Origin of the sequence: Actinoplanes auranticolor (genome assembly GCF_018332655.1) — a bacterium.
Lineage (GTDB): Bacteria > Actinomycetota > Actinomycetes > Mycobacteriales > Micromonosporaceae > Actinoplanes > Actinoplanes auranticolor.
Map to the genome: position 1 here is coordinate 1 of NZ_BOQL01000034.1, position 17,923 is coordinate 17,923.

Annotated in this window: 15 protein-coding genes; 7 read left to right on the top strand and 8 right to left on the bottom strand. The window is 73.3% G+C overall.

Going from position 1 to position 17,923, the window contains the following annotated elements:
• Together Aau02nite_RS21485 and Aau02nite_RS21490 are read right to left on the bottom strand one after the other, a co-directional pair.
• A partial coding sequence (locus Aau02nite_RS21485) for a hypothetical protein (protein WP_212990410.1) occupies nt 1–1,130 on the bottom strand: 1,130 nt, incomplete at its 3' end.
• A gap of 55 nt (nt 1,131–1,185) precedes the next feature.
• Nucleotides 1,186–1,638: an SRPBCC family protein gene (locus tag Aau02nite_RS21490; protein ID WP_212990325.1), complete on the bottom strand. Its 453-nt coding sequence runs from the start codon at nt 1,636–1,638 to the stop codon at nt 1,186–1,188.
• Between the two features lie 295 nt (nt 1,639–1,933).
• Here Aau02nite_RS21490 and Aau02nite_RS21495 point away from each other — a divergent pair, with 295 nt between their 5' ends.
• Both Aau02nite_RS21495 and Aau02nite_RS21500 read left to right on the top strand, forming a co-directional pair.
• A complete protein-coding gene (locus tag Aau02nite_RS21495; RefSeq protein ID WP_212990326.1) occupies nt 1,934–3,619 on the top strand; it encodes a sensor histidine kinase in 1,686 nt (561 codons plus the stop codon).
• A 7-nt stretch (nt 3,620–3,626) separates the two neighbouring features.
• Nucleotides 3,627–4,295 (top strand): response regulator transcription factor, encoded by a 669-nt coding sequence (locus Aau02nite_RS21500; protein WP_023359837.1) that lies wholly within the window; start codon nt 3,627–3,629, stop codon nt 4,293–4,295.
• Between the two features lie 528 nt (nt 4,296–4,823).
• Here the strand turns inward: Aau02nite_RS21500 and Aau02nite_RS46575 are convergent.
• From Aau02nite_RS46575 to Aau02nite_RS21530, 6 genes are all read right to left on the bottom strand, one after another.
• Complete coding sequence (locus Aau02nite_RS46575; RefSeq protein WP_246595335.1) at nt 4,824–5,585, bottom strand: TlpA family protein disulfide reductase; 762 nt, start codon at nt 5,583–5,585, stop codon at nt 4,824–4,826.
• Nucleotides 5,586–5,627: 42 nt separating this feature from the next.
• Nucleotides 5,628–7,643, bottom strand: a complete 2,016-nt coding sequence (locus Aau02nite_RS21510; protein WP_212990327.1) for an ABC transporter ATP-binding protein — start codon at nt 7,641–7,643, stop codon at nt 5,628–5,630.
• 79 nt (nt 7,644–7,722) lie between these two features.
• Nucleotides 7,723–8,871 (bottom strand): glycosyltransferase family 4 protein, encoded by a 1,149-nt coding sequence (locus Aau02nite_RS21515; RefSeq protein WP_212990328.1) that lies wholly within the window; start codon nt 8,869–8,871, stop codon nt 7,723–7,725.
• The gene (locus tag Aau02nite_RS21520; protein WP_212990329.1) at nt 8,871–10,127 is read right to left on the bottom strand and encodes a M48 family metallopeptidase; all 1,257 of its coding nucleotides are present in this window, start codon (nt 10,125–10,127) and stop codon (nt 8,871–8,873) included. The genes Aau02nite_RS21515 and Aau02nite_RS21520 overlap by 1 nt, the downstream gene beginning before the upstream one ends.
• A gap of 21 nt (nt 10,128–10,148) precedes the next feature.
• Nucleotides 10,149–10,370, bottom strand: coding sequence for a hypothetical protein (locus tag Aau02nite_RS21525; protein WP_212990330.1), 222 nt, complete (start codon nt 10,368–10,370; stop codon nt 10,149–10,151).
• 107 nt (nt 10,371–10,477) lie between these two features.
• Nucleotides 10,478–12,127: an NYN domain-containing protein gene (locus Aau02nite_RS21530; RefSeq protein ID WP_307857931.1), complete on the bottom strand. Its 1,650-nt coding sequence runs from the start codon at nt 12,125–12,127 to the stop codon at nt 10,478–10,480.
• Nucleotides 12,128–12,230: 103 nt separating this feature from the next.
• Here Aau02nite_RS21530 and Aau02nite_RS21535 point away from each other — a divergent pair, with 103 nt between their 5' ends.
• From Aau02nite_RS21535 to Aau02nite_RS21555, 5 genes are all read left to right on the top strand, one after another.
• Complete coding sequence (locus Aau02nite_RS21535) at nt 12,231–14,030, top strand: DEDD exonuclease domain-containing protein (RefSeq protein ID WP_212990331.1); 1,800 nt, start codon at nt 12,231–12,233, stop codon at nt 14,028–14,030.
• A 109-nt stretch (nt 14,031–14,139) separates the two neighbouring features.
• Nucleotides 14,140–15,933, top strand: coding sequence for a RelA/SpoT family protein (locus Aau02nite_RS21540; protein ID WP_212990332.1), 1,794 nt, complete (start codon nt 14,140–14,142; stop codon nt 15,931–15,933).
• A gap of 54 nt (nt 15,934–15,987) precedes the next feature.
• Nucleotides 15,988–16,503, top strand: a complete 516-nt coding sequence (locus tag Aau02nite_RS21545; RefSeq protein WP_212990333.1) for an NUDIX domain-containing protein — start codon at nt 15,988–15,990, stop codon at nt 16,501–16,503.
• Nucleotides 16,500–17,330 carry a nucleotidyltransferase family protein gene (locus tag Aau02nite_RS21550; protein WP_212990334.1) on the top strand — a complete coding sequence of 277 codons (831 nt, stop codon included), beginning with the start codon at nt 16,500–16,502 and terminating at the stop codon, nt 17,328–17,330. Before Aau02nite_RS21545 ends, Aau02nite_RS21550 begins: the two co-directional genes overlap by 4 nt.
• Nucleotides 17,331–17,394: 64 nt before the next feature.
• The gene (locus Aau02nite_RS21555) at nt 17,395–17,682 is read left to right on the top strand and encodes an Lrp/AsnC family transcriptional regulator (protein ID WP_212990335.1); all 288 of its coding nucleotides are present in this window, start codon (nt 17,395–17,397) and stop codon (nt 17,680–17,682) included.
• Nucleotides 17,683–17,923 lie beyond the last annotated feature (241 nt).

Sequence of the window (17,923 nt, forward strand, 5' to 3'; positions counted from 1 at the left end):
CCTGTTCCGGGACCGGTCGCGTCGGTCTGGGTGGCCGCCTGGTCGGCCGCTGCCCGGGTTGTCGGGTCCTGCGGGGCTGCTGCTCGTGCTGCCGGCCGGGGGCGGGAGGTGCGGGTGGCGGCTGTCCACGGGTCGTCGCCCTCGCGGACCTCGTAGCCGGGCGGGGTGGCGCCGGCCGGCGCGCTCCTGCGGGTGGCCGCCGACCACGCCTGGTCCGGCGTCGTCGTCGGGCGCGGCGGCGGCTTGCGGTGGGCCGACGTGCCGGTCGTGCCGGTCACGGTGGAGAAGGCCCGGAGCAGACCCGCCACCCCGCTGGCGAAGTCACCCGCCCCGGTCGCCAGGCGTTCCGCCTGCTCGGGAGTCGGGTTGCGCACCCCGGCGATCGCCCGGCAGATCGGGCAGACACAACACTCCGCACTGCCCGTGGACCAGCCCCCGAACCGCGTGACACCCGCCCACAACTGCCGCCCGGCGGCCTGCCGCGCCTGCGCACCCAGCGAGTCGAGCGTGTGCTGATAAGCTTCACGCCAGTCGAAACCCAGCTGATCACCACCGAATCCCCCGGCACCGCGGCCCTCTGCGCCCTCCGGACCGGAACTCCACCAGCCGGCGCTCCGCGGATCCCCGCCTCCTGGACCAGCGCCTTGCGGCTCGCTGCCGCCCCGCGCACCCGCACTCTGCGATCCGTGTCCGCGCTCGGCCGCGCCCGGCGCACCGGCCTCCGGCGCGCCGGTGGCAGATAGATCATCGGCACCGGAACCGGCTTCCCGCCGGTCGGCGGCATACTCGCTGCCCGCTCCCCGCCAACCAGCGGCACGCTCTTCCCCCGCGCCCGAGCGAGCTCCCCGCCCACCCGCGGCACGCTCGCCGCCCGAGCCGGCCTCGCGCCGGTCGGTGGGATTGTCGGGGTCGGTGGGTTCGCTCGGCGGGGCCGGTGGGTTGTCCGGGGTGCCGCCCAGGAACTGGTCCATCAGGCCGGAGAGCTTGTCGGTCAGGCCGGTCAGGCCGGTCGCAGCGGCCGGGTCGCGGTCCTTCGGCGGGCCACCCAGGCCCGCCTGGGACGCCATGGCGAGCACCGTCGCGACCAGCTTCTCGGCCTCCTGGCGTGCCGTTCCTGTGGGCTCTGCCATGTCCTGCTCCCCTGCTCGCGGCCGCGTGTGCGGCGCGGCCGGACGTGCTGCCCGGCTACGCCTTGGCGAGGCTCTCGACGCGGCGCTTGAGCTCCTTCAGCGCCGTGTCCATGATCATTTTCTCGGCCTTGCGGCGGAACATGCCGAGCATGCCGATGGAGAGCTCCACCTCCAGCATGTACGTCACTGTCGTGGTTCCGTCGCCGTTGTCGGCCAGGTCATACGAGCCGTTCAGGGTGCGCTGCATCTTCGAGGGGGCGACCAGGTGCCACTCGATGCGCGACAGGTCCTCCGCGTACGCGTAGTCCAGCGTGTAGTCGTCGGCGAGCGGTCCCGCGTCGATGACGAACCGGACCTGGGCGGCGTACCCGTCCTCGTACTCCTCGAGCACCTCGACCTGTTTCATCGCGTCCGCCCACTCGGGGTAGCGCGGAAAATCGCAGATCACCGCGGCCACCTGAGCGAGGGGCGCATGGACCTGGATCGACTGCGTCGAGGTGTCCGCCATGGCTCGCAGGCTACCCGGTACGAGCCCGCATCCGGGCCACCGGGCACCGCCCGGCGCGGACCCGTTCCGGCCCGCCGCGGACCCCTCGGCCGCCCCGCGGCCCGGCGCCGGACCGCCGGGCCCGGCCACACCGGTCTGCCCCATGCAATCAGGCCGTTCTCGGCGGGAGCGACGGTCCGGGCCATGCACGGACCTACGACCGGAACCTCTTGATCCTGCTCCTGACCTTGCGGGCACCGATCTCCGCCGGGTCGCGGATGCGCTGCTGTCAGGGGGTACGGCTACGATCCGTCACGTGCCAGCCTCAGCCAGCGTCCCCGCGCGCGTCCATCCGCTCGCGGTGGCGGCCCGCCTCATCGTGCTCGCCCTGGTCGCGGCGCTCACGCTCATCGCCACCCGGGATCCCGGTCAGCTCCGCTGGATCGCGTTGCTGCTGGTCGCAGCCCTGCCGGCGTTCTTCGCCCCGGACCACCGGATCGCCGCGCCGATCGGGCGCTTCGCCGAGGCCGCGGTCGTCGGCCTGGCCGCCGGGTCCGTCGCCGTGGCTGCGAACGGGACCATCGCCGCCGGCTTCGGCGCCGAGGCGATCCTGCCGTACCTCGTCGTTCCGCTGCTCACCGCCGGGCTGCAACGCCGGGCCACCGAGGGCGCCGCGCTGCTGGGGGTCGCGACCGTCGCGATGGTCGCCGGCGGGCTCGTGGTCGGCGACGGCGACACGGTCATCCTGCAACCCGGCTATCTCGCCGCGTGCGGGCAGTGGCTGGTCCTGGGCGCGATCATCACCTTCGCGGCCGACACCATGCGCCAGCTCATGACCCCGGTGGAGAACAAACCGCAGCCGTACGCGGAAGCGACCCGCCTGCTGACCCAGCTGCGCAGCGTCGCCCGGTCGCTGCCCGGCGCCACGCTCGACCCCGGCGGCATCTCCGAGCATCTGCTGGAGGAGCTCCGCCAGGTCGCCCCCGGTCACCGCGCCGCCGTGCTGTCCGCCAGCGGTGGCGGGCGGCTGGTCGTGCTGGCGCAGACCGGCGCCGAACGGGTCGACTGGGAGGTCACCCTCGACGCCGACTCGGCGATCGCCGACGCGTGGGCCTCGCAGCAGCCGCAGACCGCTTCGCGCTCGCAGGCCCGGTCGCATCAGGGCGGGGACGCCTCGTCGCTGGTCGTGCCGCTGGTCGCCGGGGTGCGCACGATCGGCCTGGTGATCCTCGAGGCCGACGTGCCCAGCGCGTACCCGTCGGCGGTCGTCGCCCAGGTCACCGAGGTGACCGGCCCGGCCGCGCTGCGGCTGGAGGCCGCGCTGCTCTTCGACGACGTGCGGTCGCTGGCGACCAATGAGGAGCGTCAGCGGCTGGCCCGGGAGATCCACGACGGGGTGGCGCAGGAGCTGGTCATGGTCGGGTACGGCATCGACAACGCCCAGGCGACCCTGCCCGAGGGCGCCGACGAGACGGCCGAGGAGCTGCGCACGCTGCGCGGCGAGGTCACCCGGGTGATCACCGAGCTGCGGCTGAGCCTGTTCGAGCTGCGTTCCGAGGTGGATCGCAACGGCGGCCTGGCCGCGGCCATCGCCGAGTACGCCCGCACCCTGGGCACGTCGGCCGGGCTGCGGGTGCACTTCACGTTCGACGAGTCCACCGCCCGGCTGCCCGCCGCGACGGAGGCCGAGCTGCTGCGCATCGCCCAGGAGGCGATCACCAACGCCCGCAAGCACGCCGGCGCGTCCAATCTGTGGGTCACGTGCACCGTCGACCCGCCGTACGCGCAGATCGAGGTCACCGACGACGGCAAGGGATTCGCCGATGACCGCCCGGACGGCCGCTACGGCCTTGCGATCATGGCCGAGAGGGCGGAACGTATCCGGGGCCGACTGGAGATCCGGCCGCGACACCCCAGCGGGACAACCGTTGCGGTAGTGCTCGGAACCTCCGCTCGGCGCGATAGCGTGCGGGATAGCGTTTCCGCACCAGAAGGGGAGTAACCCGAGCATGTCGACCAGTCCGATGCCGACGACCCGCACCAAGGTGCTGCTCGTCGACGATCACGACCTGATCCGTAAGGGGCTGCGGCACGCGTTCGAGCGGGACCGGCAGTTCGAGGTCGTCGGTGAGGCGGCCACGGCCGCCGAAGCAGTCCGGCAGGCCGGTGCTTTGCAGCCCGACGTGGTCATCATGGACCTGCGGCTGCCCGACGGCAGCGGCCTCGAGGCCACCCGCGCGCTGCGCAAGAACAACGCCAACATGGGCATCGTGGTGCTCACCATGTACGCGGGCGACGACCAGCTCTTCGGCGCGCTCGAGGCCGGGGCCAGCGCATTCGTGCCCAAAACGGCCCCCGCCGACGAGGTGGTGGCGGCCGCGCGGCACGCCGCCTCGGCACCGAGCGCCTTCACCGCGGCGGACCTCGCCGAGGCCATGAAGCGGCGCCTGGCGCCGTCGGGTCCGCAGCTCTCGCCCCGCGAGGGACAGGTGCTGCGCCTGCTGGCCGACGGTATGAGCGTCGCCGGCATCGCCAAGCAGCTGTTCGTCAGCGAGTCCACGGCCAAGACCCACATCTCGAAACTGTACGAGAAGCTGGGCGCGGCGAACCGGGCCCAGGCGCTGATGACGGCGCTGCGGCTGGGTCTGCTCGAGGCTCCGGACGCTCCCAAGTTCTGATCTGCTCACGGCATCCGCCCGTCACCCTCGCTGAGGGTGGCGGGCGGATCTGTCTTTCCGGGCATGGAAGTGGCATCTTGGGCGTTTCCGGGCGCTACTTATTTTCAGCCCTATCGAGCTAGGGCGGCTTCACCGGGGTGGGCGATATGTCTACTCAATTGATGGGTGGAGTGGTGGGGGTTCGGCGTGGGGTCGGATGGGGCCGGTGCGTTGCTACGGGACGGCCGGGTCGCGCTGGACGGTGGCGGGCCGGGCGGATGCGCTCGGGTTGGGCCTCCCGCGGAGGGCGACGCGCCGGGCGGTGACGACCATGTTCAGCATCAGGCACGGCCGGCGGTCAGCCGACGGGCGGCGAGGTAGGCCCCCGAGGCGCGGCGCGACGAGGAAGCGGTAAAGCAGGGCGTACGGCCCACGGCGCGGATCAGCGGCGGTGAGGGCGAGCCGCTGGCGACCCGGTGAGTCCCATCACCGCCGTGGAGGTACAGATTCCCAGGTCAGGACGCATGGCCGGGGATCGGGTCGGCCACTTCAGGCGGCGGGGAGCAGTTCGCCGAGCACGGCGATGAGTTGCGCCTTCCCCGGTACGCCGGTGGCGCGCTTGGCGACCCGGCCTTCGGCGTCCAGGACCAGCAGCGTGGGGGTACGCCAGATGCCCAGCGCGCGAACCGCGTCCAGGTGGCTCTCGGCGTCCACCTCGACGTGCCGCACGCCGGGGAGCAGGTCGGCGACCTCGCCGCTGACCCGCCGGACGGCCCGGCACGGCGCGCAGAAGGCCGACGAGAACTGCAGCAGCGTGGCCTGGGCGGGCTCGACCCCCAGTTGCGCCAGCAGGGCAGGATCGATCCACTGACCGGCGGCCCCGGCATCCGCGGCCCCGATCTCCCCCGCCCCAACGTCACGCCCACCCGAGCCGTCATTCCCAGGCGGAACAGCGCCACGCCCACCCGAGCCGGCCTCACGCCCAGAAGAGCCGGCATCGGGCCCACCCGAGCCGGCATCGAGCTCAGAAGAATCAGCGTCGCGCCCACCCGAGCCGGCCTCACGCCCAGAAGAGCTGGCGACATGGCCCGCCGCCACGCCTGCGGCCGACCGCTCAGCAGCCGCCCCCGGCGCAGCCGGGCCCGATCCCCCATCGACCACCGTGGCAAAAGCCGTCGTGCCCGGCGCGACCGAGCCCGCCACCGGACCCGCCGCCGGGACGAACCGGCCATCGGTCCGGCGCCGCCACAACCCGGCCACCGTGCCCAGCACGAGCACCGCCGCGACGACGATCAGCCCGGTGGTCTCCATGCCGCCAACTCTGGCACGCCCGGCACTCGGCCGCGATGTGACCTACGACGCCGACTGGTACGCACTCGCCTGCAACGAGAACAGCTGCGCGTAGATCCCCTCGGCCGCCATCAGCGTCTCGTGGTCGCCCTCCTCCACCACCGCGCCGTGGTCCAGGACGAAGATCCGGTCCGCTTCCCGGACGCTGGCCATCCGGTGGGTGATCAGCACGACGGTACGGCCCGCGGCCAGCTCCCGGAGCCGCTGGTAGACGTCGTGCTCGGCGCGGGCGTCGAGGTTCGCGGTCGGTTCGTCGCAGATCAGCAGCGGGGCGTCGCGGTAGAACGCCCGGCTGACCGCGAGCCGCTGCCACTGCCCGCCGGAGAGGTCGGCGCCGTCGGTGAAGTGCCGGGACAGCAGCGTGTCGTACTGGCGGGCGAGTTCCATCACGAAGTCGTGGGCGTCGCCGGCCCGGGCCGCGCCGAGCACCCGTTCCGGTTCGACGCTGTGGTCGTACCGTCCGATGGTGATGTTGGCCCGCGCGGAGAGCGGCCACCGGGTGGGTTCCTGCATGACGACCGCGACCTGGCCGCGGACGGTCTCCGGGTCGTAGCGGGTCAGGTCGACGCCGTCCCAGGTGATGCTGCCGCTCTGCGGCTGGAAGAGCCCGGCCAGCAGGCCGGCCAGCGTGGACTTGCCCGACCCGTTCTCGCCGACCAGCGCGACGATCTCGCCGCGGCGCAGCGTCATACTGACGTCGCGGACAGCCGGGCGTTCGGCGTCGGGATAGCTGAACGTGACGCCGTCGAGCCGGATGTCGCGGGACAGCGCCGGCACGGCGGCGCCGGAGGTCGATTCGGTACGGGTCAGGGACAGGTCACAGAATCCCTGGAAGTCGGCGAAGTACAGGCCCTGCTCGAAGACCCGGTTGGCGCTGTGCGCGAGCTCGGTGAGCTTGCCGATCCCCATGCTGATCGCGTACGCGGCCGCGCCGCCGACCGCCAGCTCCATCCGTCCGGTCCACAGCAGCCAGAGCAGCGTGACGTAGGTGAGCCCGGTGGCCACGCTGCTCAGCGCGGTGCCGGCCAGGTTGGTGCGGACCTGCCGGGTGGTGATCCGGATCTCCTCGTTGGTGGAGACGGCCAGCAGCCGCCGCACCTCGGCCAGCAGGTACTCCCGCACGGTGAACGCGCGCAGCTCGGGCGCGGGCTCGCGGGCGGCGAGCAGCTCGGCGAGCATCCGCTGACGCCGCCAGACAGCGATGAGCCGCAGCATCCGCCGGTACCGCAGCCGGGCGGAGCGCACGGCCGCCCACCCGATCGGCAGCACGGCCAGCACGAGCAGCGGCAACAGGACCGGGTGCAGCACCGCGAGCACACCCGCCGCCGCGGCCAGGCCGATCAGGTTGGTGCCGAGCTCGATGGCCCGGTCGACGAGCTGCTGAGCGGCGTCGATGCCCCGGTCCCGGGCCCGTTCCATGGCGTCGCGCCAGCCGGGGTCGTCGAAGGTGGACAGGTCGACGCGGGTGGTCAGATCGAGCAGCCGCATCTGGGCGGCCTGCGAGACCTTGGGAGACAGCCGGCCGTTGGCCGCCGCACCGGCCGAGGTGAGCACGCTGCGGACGACGGCCGAGCCGACGAGCAGGAGCAACGAGGGTACGGCGGCCCGTACGCGTTCGGGCGTCGGCCCGTCCCGCAGCAGCCCGTCGAAGACACCGACGACGCTGATGAGCCCCACCGCGCTGGCCACTCCCGCGGAGAGCTGGAGCGCCACCACGGCGATGGTCGTCCGGCGGCTCGCCTGCCAGGCCAGCGACCAGGCGGACCGCAACAGCCGGGGCAGCCGCCGGAGCATCCGCAGGAACGTGGTGTTGGCGGCCTCTTCGGTGCTGGTCAGCCAGTACGGCAGCGCGAGCTCAGCATCGTCGGACCACTCACCGTCCCCACCGGAGTCCTGCCCGACGTTCGGCACCCGCCCGTCACCGGGCCCGGCTCCCCCGGGCCCCGGCGCGGCCGGTTCGGTCTCCTCCTTCGGCGGGTCCTGCTGCTGGATGGCGTCCTGCCGGATGGCGTCCTGCATCGACGGCTCCCGTCCCGTGGGCTCTCAGCCGTTCCTACGCCCACCGAACGCACTGTGTCCATCCGTATACCAGGAGTGATTACTCATTCACGCCACTTCGGGCACCCCGCTCCAGCAGCTCGGTCAGCTGAGCCGCCTTGGTCTCCCAGCGCCATTCCTGCTCCACCCAGGCCCGGCCGGCCGCGCCCATCGCCCGGGCCCGCGCCGGGTCGGCCAGCAGCTCCGCCAGCCGGCCGGCGATCGCCGGCACGTCGCTGCCGCCGACCACATAGCCCGTCTCGCCCTCGCGGACCGCGTCCGGCGCTCCCCCGGAGTCACCGGCCAGCACGGGCAGGCCGGTCGCCGAAGCCTCCAGGTAGACGATGCCGAGCCCTTCCACGTCCAGGCCGGCGTTGCGGGTGCGGCACGGCATCGCGAACACGTCGCCGGCCGCGTAGTGCTCCGGCAACTCCTCCCAGCGGACCGAGCCGGTGAACACCACGTCCGGCTCGACGCCCTCGGCCCGGGCGAGGGCCTGCAGCTTGTCGCGGTACGGCCCGCCGCTCACGATCAGCAGGGCCGCGCCCGGGACCCGGCGGCGGATCGTGGGCAGCGCGCGAATCAGCGTGTCCTGGCCCTTGCGCGGGACCAGCCGCGACACACAGACGATGACCGGCCGGTCGCCGAGACCGTGCCGGGCACGCACCTGCGCCCCGTCCACCCCCGGGTGGTACGCGTCGACGTCCACCCCCGGCGTCAGGCGCTCCAGCGCGGTCAGCCCGTGCAGCGCCCGGTCCAGGCGCACCCGCTGGTACTCCGTCAGGTACGTGATCACGTCGTTGCCCCGGGCGATACGGCGCAGCAGCTGACGCGCCCCGGGCAGCGCGGCCCAGCCGATCTCGTGGCCGTGGGTCAGCGACACCGCCCGCTCGATGCCCGCCCGCCGGCGCAGCCCGTCCGCGAGCAGCCCCAGCGGGGCACCCGCCCCGAACCAGACGCTGTCGCAGCCGTGCGACCGGGCGATCTCGGCGGCCCGCCGGGCGACGGCCGGGGTCGGCAGCAGCACCCCGGTCTCCTCGCGGACGACCTCGAAGGGCTGCTCGGCGTCGAAGGCCCCCGCGCCCTTCCAGGTGGACGCGTAGGCCACCACCGAACCGGGCGGCCGGCGCACGGCGAGGTTGTGCACGAACTGCTGGATGCCACCCGGGCGCGGCGGGAAGTCGTTGGTGATCAGCAGCGTGCGGCCCATCAGCGTTCCCCGCGGGCGTACGCGCGGGCGGCGGCCATCCGCTCCACCGTGGACGGGTGCGAGGCGAACATGACGTACTCCCAGGTCGGCGGGTCGGGGTCGGAGAGGTTCACGGAGCCGAGCCGGCGTTGCATCGCCTCGAACGTCGCCGCGTCGCCGGTCAGCTCGAGAGCGTGCGCGTCGGCCCGGGCCTCGATGCGCCGCGAGATCAGCGCCTGGGCGGGCCCGCCCACCAGCCCGGCCAGGCTCACCAGGGCCAGCAACAAGGCGATCGTGCGCGGCTCGCCCATCGACTCCGTGCCGGCCAGCCGCAGCAGCCAGCCCAGCGAGCCGAGCAGATACAGCGCGATCACCGCCGCCGCGGCGCCCAGCGCGCCGATGATCGTGCCGGTCAGCACGTCGCCGCGCTCGGCGTGGCCCAGCTCGTGGGCGGTCACCGAGACGACCTCTTCGGGCGTGGCCTCGGTGAGCATCGTGTCGTAGACGACGATCCGCCGGGTCGGCCCGAAGCCCGACACGTACGCGTTCACCGCGCGGGTGCGGCGGGAGGCGTCGGCGACCAGGACATCGCGCACCGGCACGCCGTCGCGGGCGGCCAGGCTCATCAGCTCGGTGCGCAGCGGCCCCTGGGCCATCGGGGTGAACTTGTTGAAGATGGGCTCGACCAGCACCGGCAGCACGAAGGACAGGAGCACCACCAGCGCCGCCGCGCCGGCCGCCCCGAACGCCCACCACCAGCGCGGGGCGAGCCGGGTCACGGTGAAGAAACCGAGCAGGGCCAGCCCGCCGATGACCGCGCCGACCGCATAGGACTTGGCCAGGTCGACGGCCCACGGGCCCCAGGTCTGGGTGGAGATGCCGTAGCGGACCACGACGGTGTGCCGCCAGGCCGCGAACGGCAGGGTGAGCACCTCCACCACGAGCACGATCACGAGACCGCCGAGGACGGCCTGGGCGATCCAGTGGTCACCGAACGGGCGCCCGGCCAGCGACACCAGGCGCGCGCCCAGCGGCGTGAGCCCGAGCACGAGCGCCGCCAGGATGCTGACCGCCATGGCGCCGTACGAGCCCGGGCGCAGGTCGGCGTGGAAGGCGCGGGCCCGCTGCACCTGGTCGCCGGGCAGGCCGCGCAGGGCGTCGAGCTGGTCGGCCCGGGGCGCCGGCGGCCGGTGCCACGGAATGACCACCGCCGCGTACGCGATCAGCGCCACGACGAGCACACCGAGCGCGCACGCCGCCCAGAGCCGGGGAGTCATCGGGCCATCCTAGAGAGCTGATCACGCCACGTGGCGGCGGCGCGGAAAGAGCGGGACGGAGACCGGCGGATCCGGGGTCTCCAGCAGCTCCACCTCGAAGCCGGCCAGCTCGAACGTCTCGATCGCCCGCAACTCGCCGGGGGTCAGGTCGGCGATGCCGTCGGGAGTGTCGTACAACGTGCTGACCAGGCATCCGTTGCATTCATCGGTCCGCTCGGCGCAGCGCCCGCAGTCGATGATCATCATTTCCTCCGCATCGTGGGGGGTGCGGCCCGCGCAGGGGGAAGTAGAGCTGTCGCGGACCGACCACCATCGGTGACAGTCACGCTAAGGAAGGGGTATGACAAAAATCAGGTGCGGGCGAGCCGGCGCAGAAGTGAGTCGGCTCCCATCGGGTACGCGCCGTGCCGGCGTACCCCGTCGGCGACCTCGCGGTCCGACGAGATGACTACCAGCGGCCGGCCAGCCGGCTCGGCCCGCACGAGCTGGCGGATGAGCTCGTCGGCGGTGTCGCCCTTGTGCGAGAAGAGCACGCGGACACCGCGCGGGGCCGGCGGCAGCCCGTGCACCCGCTCGGCGCCGTCGAAGACGACCGTGACCTCGTCGCCGGTCTGCGCGGCGATCCCGCCGAGCCCGGTGATCAGGCGCTTGCGCTGCTGCTCGAGCGACATCTCGGCGAAGCCGCGCTTGGTGACGTTGTAGCCGTCCACGATCAGGTGCGCCCGGGGCAGCGCCAGCAGCTGATCCAGCCGGCCGGGGTCGTCGGTGTCCTGGGCGCGCGGGCGGGACCGTTCCAGCGCACCGGGCCGGTCCGCCGCGGTGTCCGCCACGAAGTCGGCCGGGAGCTTGTCGGTCGGGCCCAGGGCCAGCTCACGCCGCAGCCCGGACGCCGCCTGCCCGATCGTCTCGAGCAGCAGCCAGAGGCGGGTCTCGTCGGCGGCCCGGGCGTCCTTGGCGCTCTGCTTGCCGGAGGCAGCCGCCGCCTCGGCCTCGGCGAGCCGGGTCTTCAGCCGCCGTACCTCGGCCTCGTGATCGGCCGTCACCTTGGCCTGCCGGCCCTTCTCGGTGGCCAGCAGGTCGGCGGCCCGCTTGTGGGCCGCCTGGGTCTCGCGCAGCGCGCGGGAGGTGGAACGGGCCTCCTCGCGCAGCTGGCCGAGCTCCTCACGGACCCGGGCCAGCTCGTCGCGCAGCTTGTCGGCCTCGACCTTGGCGACCGCCCGGTCGTGCTCGGCGCGGGCGGCGCGCAGCTCGGCGTCGCGGATCTGGCCGGCGATGGCGGCGACGTCGGCCTCGGCGCGGACCGACTCCCCGGCGGCCTCGATCAGCTCGCGCCAGCCCTCCGGCCTGGCCAGATAGGCCAGGGCGGCGACCTCGACGGGGTCGGCGGCGGCGGGCGCCATCCCGCCGGCCACGGCAGCGCCCAGGTCGCCGGCGTCGGTGACGATGCGGCCGCTGATCCGCTGCCGGAACAGCGGGTCGGCGGCGAGCTGGGCGGCGATGGCGGGCCCGCCGAGGCGGGCCCGGCGGTTCGGGGCGAAACGGGCGACCCGGCGCAGCGGTACGGGCGTCTCGTCGGCCGGCAGCCCGGTCAGCGCGGCCGCGGCGAGCACGGTGATCCGCTGCCGGACGGCCTCGGGCAGGGTGGGCTCAGGTCCGTGATCCTCGTCCGACCCGTCGGCGGAACCGGGCTCGGCATCACACCCGGCGGCCGGCTCGCGTCCCGCGGCAGCGCCGAGGTCAGCGCCCAGGTCGTGATCGACGTCGCCGGCGACGCCCGGGCCGGCATCAGCGCCCGGGCCGAGGTCCGCACCCGGGGCAAGGTCCGCGGACGGGTCGAGGCCCTGGTCAGAGACGTGGGAAGCGTCGGCGCCGGCCGCGTCGGACACGTCCGGGCCGCGGCTGTGCCCGGCGCCGTCGTCGCCGGCCGCGTCCGGAGCACCGTCAGTCCCACGAGCCGCCTCCTCGAAGGGGCGGTCGTCGAACGGCGGCGGCGCGGACATTTCTCTATTCTCCCACCGTGGGCAGCGGAAAAGCTTGCGGTAGCAAGTGATCTTTTCCCGCCGCGGCCGGAGTTTGTCATACCCCCTCTCTAAATTGCCCGTCGTGGCACAACCGGCATACGTGCAGGGCACTCTGGACACCCTCCTGAGCGCCGACGGCTCCGTCGATCCGGCGGCGCTGTCCCTGCGGGACACGACCTTCGTCGTGCTCGACCTGGAGACGACCGGCGGGGCGCCGGACGGCGGCGGCATCACCGAGATCGGCGCGGTCAAGGTGCGCGCCGGCGAGGAGCTGGGCGTGCTCGGCACCCTGGTCAACCCCGGTGAGCGCATCCCGCCGTTCATCACCGTGCTGACCGGCATCACCGAGGCGATGCTGGCCCCGGCGCCGCCGATCGAGGCGGTGCTGCCGAGCCTGCTGGAGTTCCTGCGCGGGGCCGTCCTGGTCGCGCACAACGCGCCGTACGACGTCGGTTTCCTCAAGGCCGCCTGCGCCCGGCACGGGCACCCCTGGCCGCAGGTGCGGGTGCTCGACACCGCGGCGCTGGCCCGCCGGGCCCTGACCAAGGACGAGGTGCCCAACCGCAAGCTCGGCACCCTCGCCCAGTTCTTCCGGGCCGCCGTCCAGCCCACCCACCGGGCCCTGGACGACGCCCGGGCCACGGTCGACGTGCTGCACGGGCTGATCGAGCGGCTGGGCAGCTACAAGGTGCACACCCTGGGTGACGCCATCGAGTTCGCCAAGGCGGTCACCCCGACCCAGCGGCGCCAGCGGCACCTCGCCGACGGCCTGCCGCACGTCCCGGGGGTCTACGTCTTCCGCGCCGCCGACGAGCGCCCGCTCTACGTCGGCACCTCGGTCGACATCGCGACCCGGGTGCGCAGCTACTTCACGGCCAGTGAGAAGCGGGCCCGGATGTCGGAGATGATCGGCGCGGCGGTCCGGGTGGAGGCGGTGGAGTGCGCCCACTCGCTGGAGGCCGAGGTGCGCGAGCTGCGGCTCATCGCGGCCCACGCGCCGCCGTACAACCGCAGGTCGAAGTATCCCGAGCGGGTCGTCTGGCTGAAGCTGACCGCGGAGGCGTACCCCCGCCTGTCCGTGGTCCGGTCGCTGGCCGACGACGACGCGGCCTATCTCGGCCCGTTCTCCTCGCGCCGCACCGCCGAGCTGGCCGCCGCCGGGGTCTACGACGCCGTGCCGCTGCGCCAGTGCACCCACAAGCTCTCGGTCAAGACCCGCACGCCGGCCTGCGCGCTGGCCGAGCTGGGCCGGTGCCCGGCACCCTGCGAGCACGAGATCACCCCGGAGGAGTACGCCCACCGAGCCGCCCTGCCGTTCCGCACGGCCACCTACGGCGACCCGCAGCCGCTGGTGGACGCCCTGCTGGCCCGCATCGAGGCGCTGTCCGACCGGCAGCGCTACGAGGAGGCGGCGGTGATCAGATCCCGGCTCGTGGCGCTGTTGCGCGCCACCGTCCGGATGCAACGCCTCGGCGCGCTCACCGGTATCAGCGAGCTGGTGGCGGCCCGGCGCAACGACGCGTACGGGTGGGAGATCGTCGTGGTCCGGCACGGCCGGCTCGCCGCCGCGGCGACCTCACCGCCCCGGCTGCATCCCCGGCCGACCCTGGACATGGCCCGCGCCACCGCCGAGACGGTCCTGACAGGACCGGGTCCGGTTCCGGCCGCCTCCGCCGAGGAGACCGAGCGGATTCTCGCCTGGCTGGAACGCCCCGACACCCGGCTGGTGGAAACTTCTGGCGACTGGGTGTCACCGGCGCGTGGCGCTGCGCGCTTCACTACGCTGCTCACCAGGGCGGAAGCCGCGGCGTCGAGAAGAGACTCGTCCGTTCGCTCATCGGTAACTGACCGTTCGGATGACGCTCGCTCGCTTAGGCTGTAAGGAACACGGCGCACGAAGCCGTGAAAATCGGTGGGATCCGTGCGTACCGTTCGGGGTAAGTGGAGCGGGCCGGGCAGATCGTGCGGTAGATCGGTGAGGGGGTGTCCGAGTGGACGTCGACGCCGGCCACGGCGCCGCCCTTGGACGTGCCCTGTCTCCAGCACCGACGGAGATCCCGCTTTCGCGCCGGCTGCGCTCGTTCCTCAGTTTTCAGGGCAACGACGACGACCCCGTCACCACGCTCACCCGCACCCACCGCCACATCCACCCCTCCGCCGACGCGGGCGTGCTGCGCCGCAGCTACGCCGTCGCGGAGAACATGCACCGGGGCCAGTTCCGCAAGAGCGGCGACCCGTACATCACGCACCCGCTCGCGGTCGCGCAGATCTGCGCCGAGCTCGGCATGGACACCACGACCCTGGTCGCCGCGCTGCTGCACGACACGGTCGAAGACACCAGCTACACGCTGGAGACGCTGCACGGCGACTTCGGCCCCGAGGTGACCCACCTGGTCGACGGCGTGACGAAGTTCGACAAGGCGTTCTACGGCAAGGTCGCCGAGGCCGAGACGATCCGCAAGATGATCGTGGCCGCCGGCAAGGACGTCCGGGTGCTGGTGATCAAGCTGGCCGACCGCCTGCACAACATGCGTACCCTCGACGCCCGCTCCCCTGCCTCCCGGGCCCGGATCGCGACCGCGACCCTCGACGTACTGGTCCCGCTCTGCGACCGCCTCGGCATCCAGGCCCTCAAGCGCGACCTCGACGACGTGGTGCTCTACCACCTGGAGCCGGAGTCCTACGCCCGCATCGACGAGCACGTGAAGAACCGCCCGGGCTGGGCCGAGTACCTCGACGACGTCAAGGCCAAGGCCCAGGTCGCGCTGCGCCGCTCGCGGGTGGACGCCAAGGTCATGCCCCGCCCCCGGCACTACTACTCGATCTGGAAGGACACCGTCGCCGGCGGCCATGCGGTCCCGCTGGACCTGCCCCGCATCGCGGTGATCGTCGACGGGCCCGAGACCGACTGTTACGCGGCGCTCGGCGCGATCCACGGCCAGTGGCGCCCGGTCGCCGGCCGCTTCAAGGACTTCATCGCCTCCCCGAAGAACAACCTCTACCGCTCGCTGCACACCACGGTGACCGGCCCCGAGGGCCGCCTGGTCGAGGTGCTGATCCGCACGGTCTCGATGCACCGCTGCGCCGAGTACGGCGTCGCCACCGGCTACCGCTACCCCAAGTCGACCGAGGGCGCCGAGGCCGCGGGCGCCGACCAGCTGACCTGGCTCAAGCGGGTGCTGGACTGGCAGGAGGACACCACCGACGCCGGGCAGTTCCTCGCCTCGCTGCGCTGCGACCTCGCCGAGGGCCAGATCCAGGTGTTCGCCCACGGCAACACGTTCGACCTGCCCGCCGGCTCGACCCCGGTCGACCTGGCGTACGAGCTGAGCGCCGACAAGGGCGACGAGACGCTGGCCGCGACCATCAACGGCCGGCTGGCCCCGCTGAGCTCGCCCCTGCACGACGGCGACGTGGTGGAGATCTTCACCGAGACCGACGGCCCCGTCGAGGTGGAACGGGGCACGGCGCCGCGCGGCCCCCGCAAGGAATGGCTCGGCTTCGTGAAGTCGACCCAGGCGCAGATGCAGATCAACCGCTACTTCGCCGAGGAGAATTCGCCCGGCATCAGCATCGCCGACAAGGTCCGGCTGGGCCGCGCGACGATCGGGCTCACCCTGCGCAAGCACGACCGGGGCCTGGCCAGCGAGGTCCCGCTGCGCCGGCTGGCCGAGGAGCTCGGCTATCCCGACCTGGAGACCATGCTGGTGGCGGTCACCGAGCGCAATCTGGAGCCCGACCAGGTGGTCGAGCAGCTCATCGCCCTGGTCGACCACCCCGACTGAGCCCCGTCGACCACCCCGGCTGAGCCCATCGCGCCCGGCCGATAGCCTGGCGGGGTGAATATCCACCGGCGGTTGCGTGGCGTCGCGTACCAGACGTTCTACCGGCTGCCGCACCCCGTGCGCCGCCGCATCGTCCGCCTGGTCGTCCCGAAGTACCTCGTCGGCGCCGTCACGATCATCCGCGACTCCGAGGCACCGGAGCCCGGCCGGTTGCTGCTGCTGCGCCAGCCGCCCGGTCGCAGCTGGGGCCTGCCGGCCGGCCTGCTGAAGAAGGCGGAGGCCCCGGCGGTGGGCGCGGCCCGGGAGCTGTCCGAGGAGTCGGGCGTGGTCATCGCCCCGGAGGACCTGGTCCCGGCGGTGCCGAACGCGATCGTGCACGCCAAGGGCTGGGTGGACACGATCTTCATGGGCTCGGTGCCGGCGTCGACCACGCCGCTGGTGGTGGACGGCGGGGAGGTCCTGGAGGCGGGCTGGTTCCCGCTGGACGACCTGCCCCGGCTGACCCCGAACACGGCTATCGTCCTCGGCGTCTACGGCATGGGCCCGCACGCGGCCCACAGCCCGTCATGACGCCGGCGTTCGCCGCGGTGGTGCTGGCAGCCGGCGAGGGCCAGCGGCTGCGCCCGCTGACCGAGCTGCTGCCCAAGGCCCTCTGCCCGGTCGGCAACGTCGCCCTGCTGGACCGGGCGCTGGCCCGGATCGGCGGTCTGGGCCTGAGCGGACCGTCCGAGGTGGCCGTCAACGCCGCGTACCTCGCCGGTCAGGTCGTCACCCACACCGGCGACCGCGCGCACCTGTCCGTGGAGCCTGACGGCCCGCTGGGCACGTCCGGCGGCCTGGGCCGCCTCCGGGACTGGATCGACGGCCGGGGCGCGCTGGTCGGCAACGCGGACGCCTACCTGGCGGACCCGCGGCGCGAGCCCGGCAAGGACATCGCGGCGCTGCTGGAGGGCTGGAGCGGCGAGACGGTACGGATGCTGACCCGTCCCCTGCCCCCGGGCACGACCGGCGGCTTCAGCGGCCACCGGTTCGCCGGTTTCTCGCTGCTGCCGTGGCGCTACCTCCGCGACCTCACCGACCAGCCGTCCGACCTGGTCCGTACCGTCTGGCGCCCGGCTGAGGCGGCCGGCGAGCTGGAGCTGGTCACCTACGACGGCGTCTACATCGACACCGGCACCCCGGCGGACTATCTGGCGGCGAACCTGCACGCTGCGGCCGGCCTGACCGATCCCACGGCCACGCTGACCGGCCGGGCGAGCGAGTCGGTGATCGGCGCCCACGCCGAGGTCCACGGCAGCGTCACCCGCTGCGTGATCTGGCCGGGCGCGACGGTACGCGAGGGCGAGTCGCTGCGGGACGTCGTCCGGGCCGGCAAAGACCTCACCGTCCCCGCCTGACCGCCGGCCGCCCCGTGGATAGCATGAACAGACTCATCCGCCTCACCGCCGAGGAGACGACAGCGTGAACACCGCGATCGTGCACATCGAGTGCGCCACCGACTCCATCCCGGAGGTCGCCGAGGCGCTCGCCGCGCTGCCCGGCGTCAGCGAGGTCTACTCGGTGGCCGGCAACGTCGACCTGATCGCGATCGTCCGGGTCGCCCGGTTCGACGAGATCGCCGAGGTCATCGCGGGACGGATCTCCAAGACCCCGGGCGTGCTCAACACGGAGTCGCACATCGCCTTCCGCGCCTACTCCAAGCACGACCTCGAGGACGCCTTCGCCATCGGCCTCCCCGACGCCGACTGATCACCGCCCGGCCGCCGAGCACCGCCGGCAGCGGTCTGAGCACCGTCCAGGCGCCCGCCTCTACACCCCGCACAAGGCCATCCGCCGGGTCACCGACCACCTCATCGACCATCTGGCCGAGATCGAGGCCCGCGTCGCCGGGGAGCCGACGATCCCGGACGCCTGGCACGCCTCGGCCACCACCGTGGGCAGCCTGCGCACATGAAGAAGGGGACCCCGTGGGGTCCCCTTCGCCGTGCTG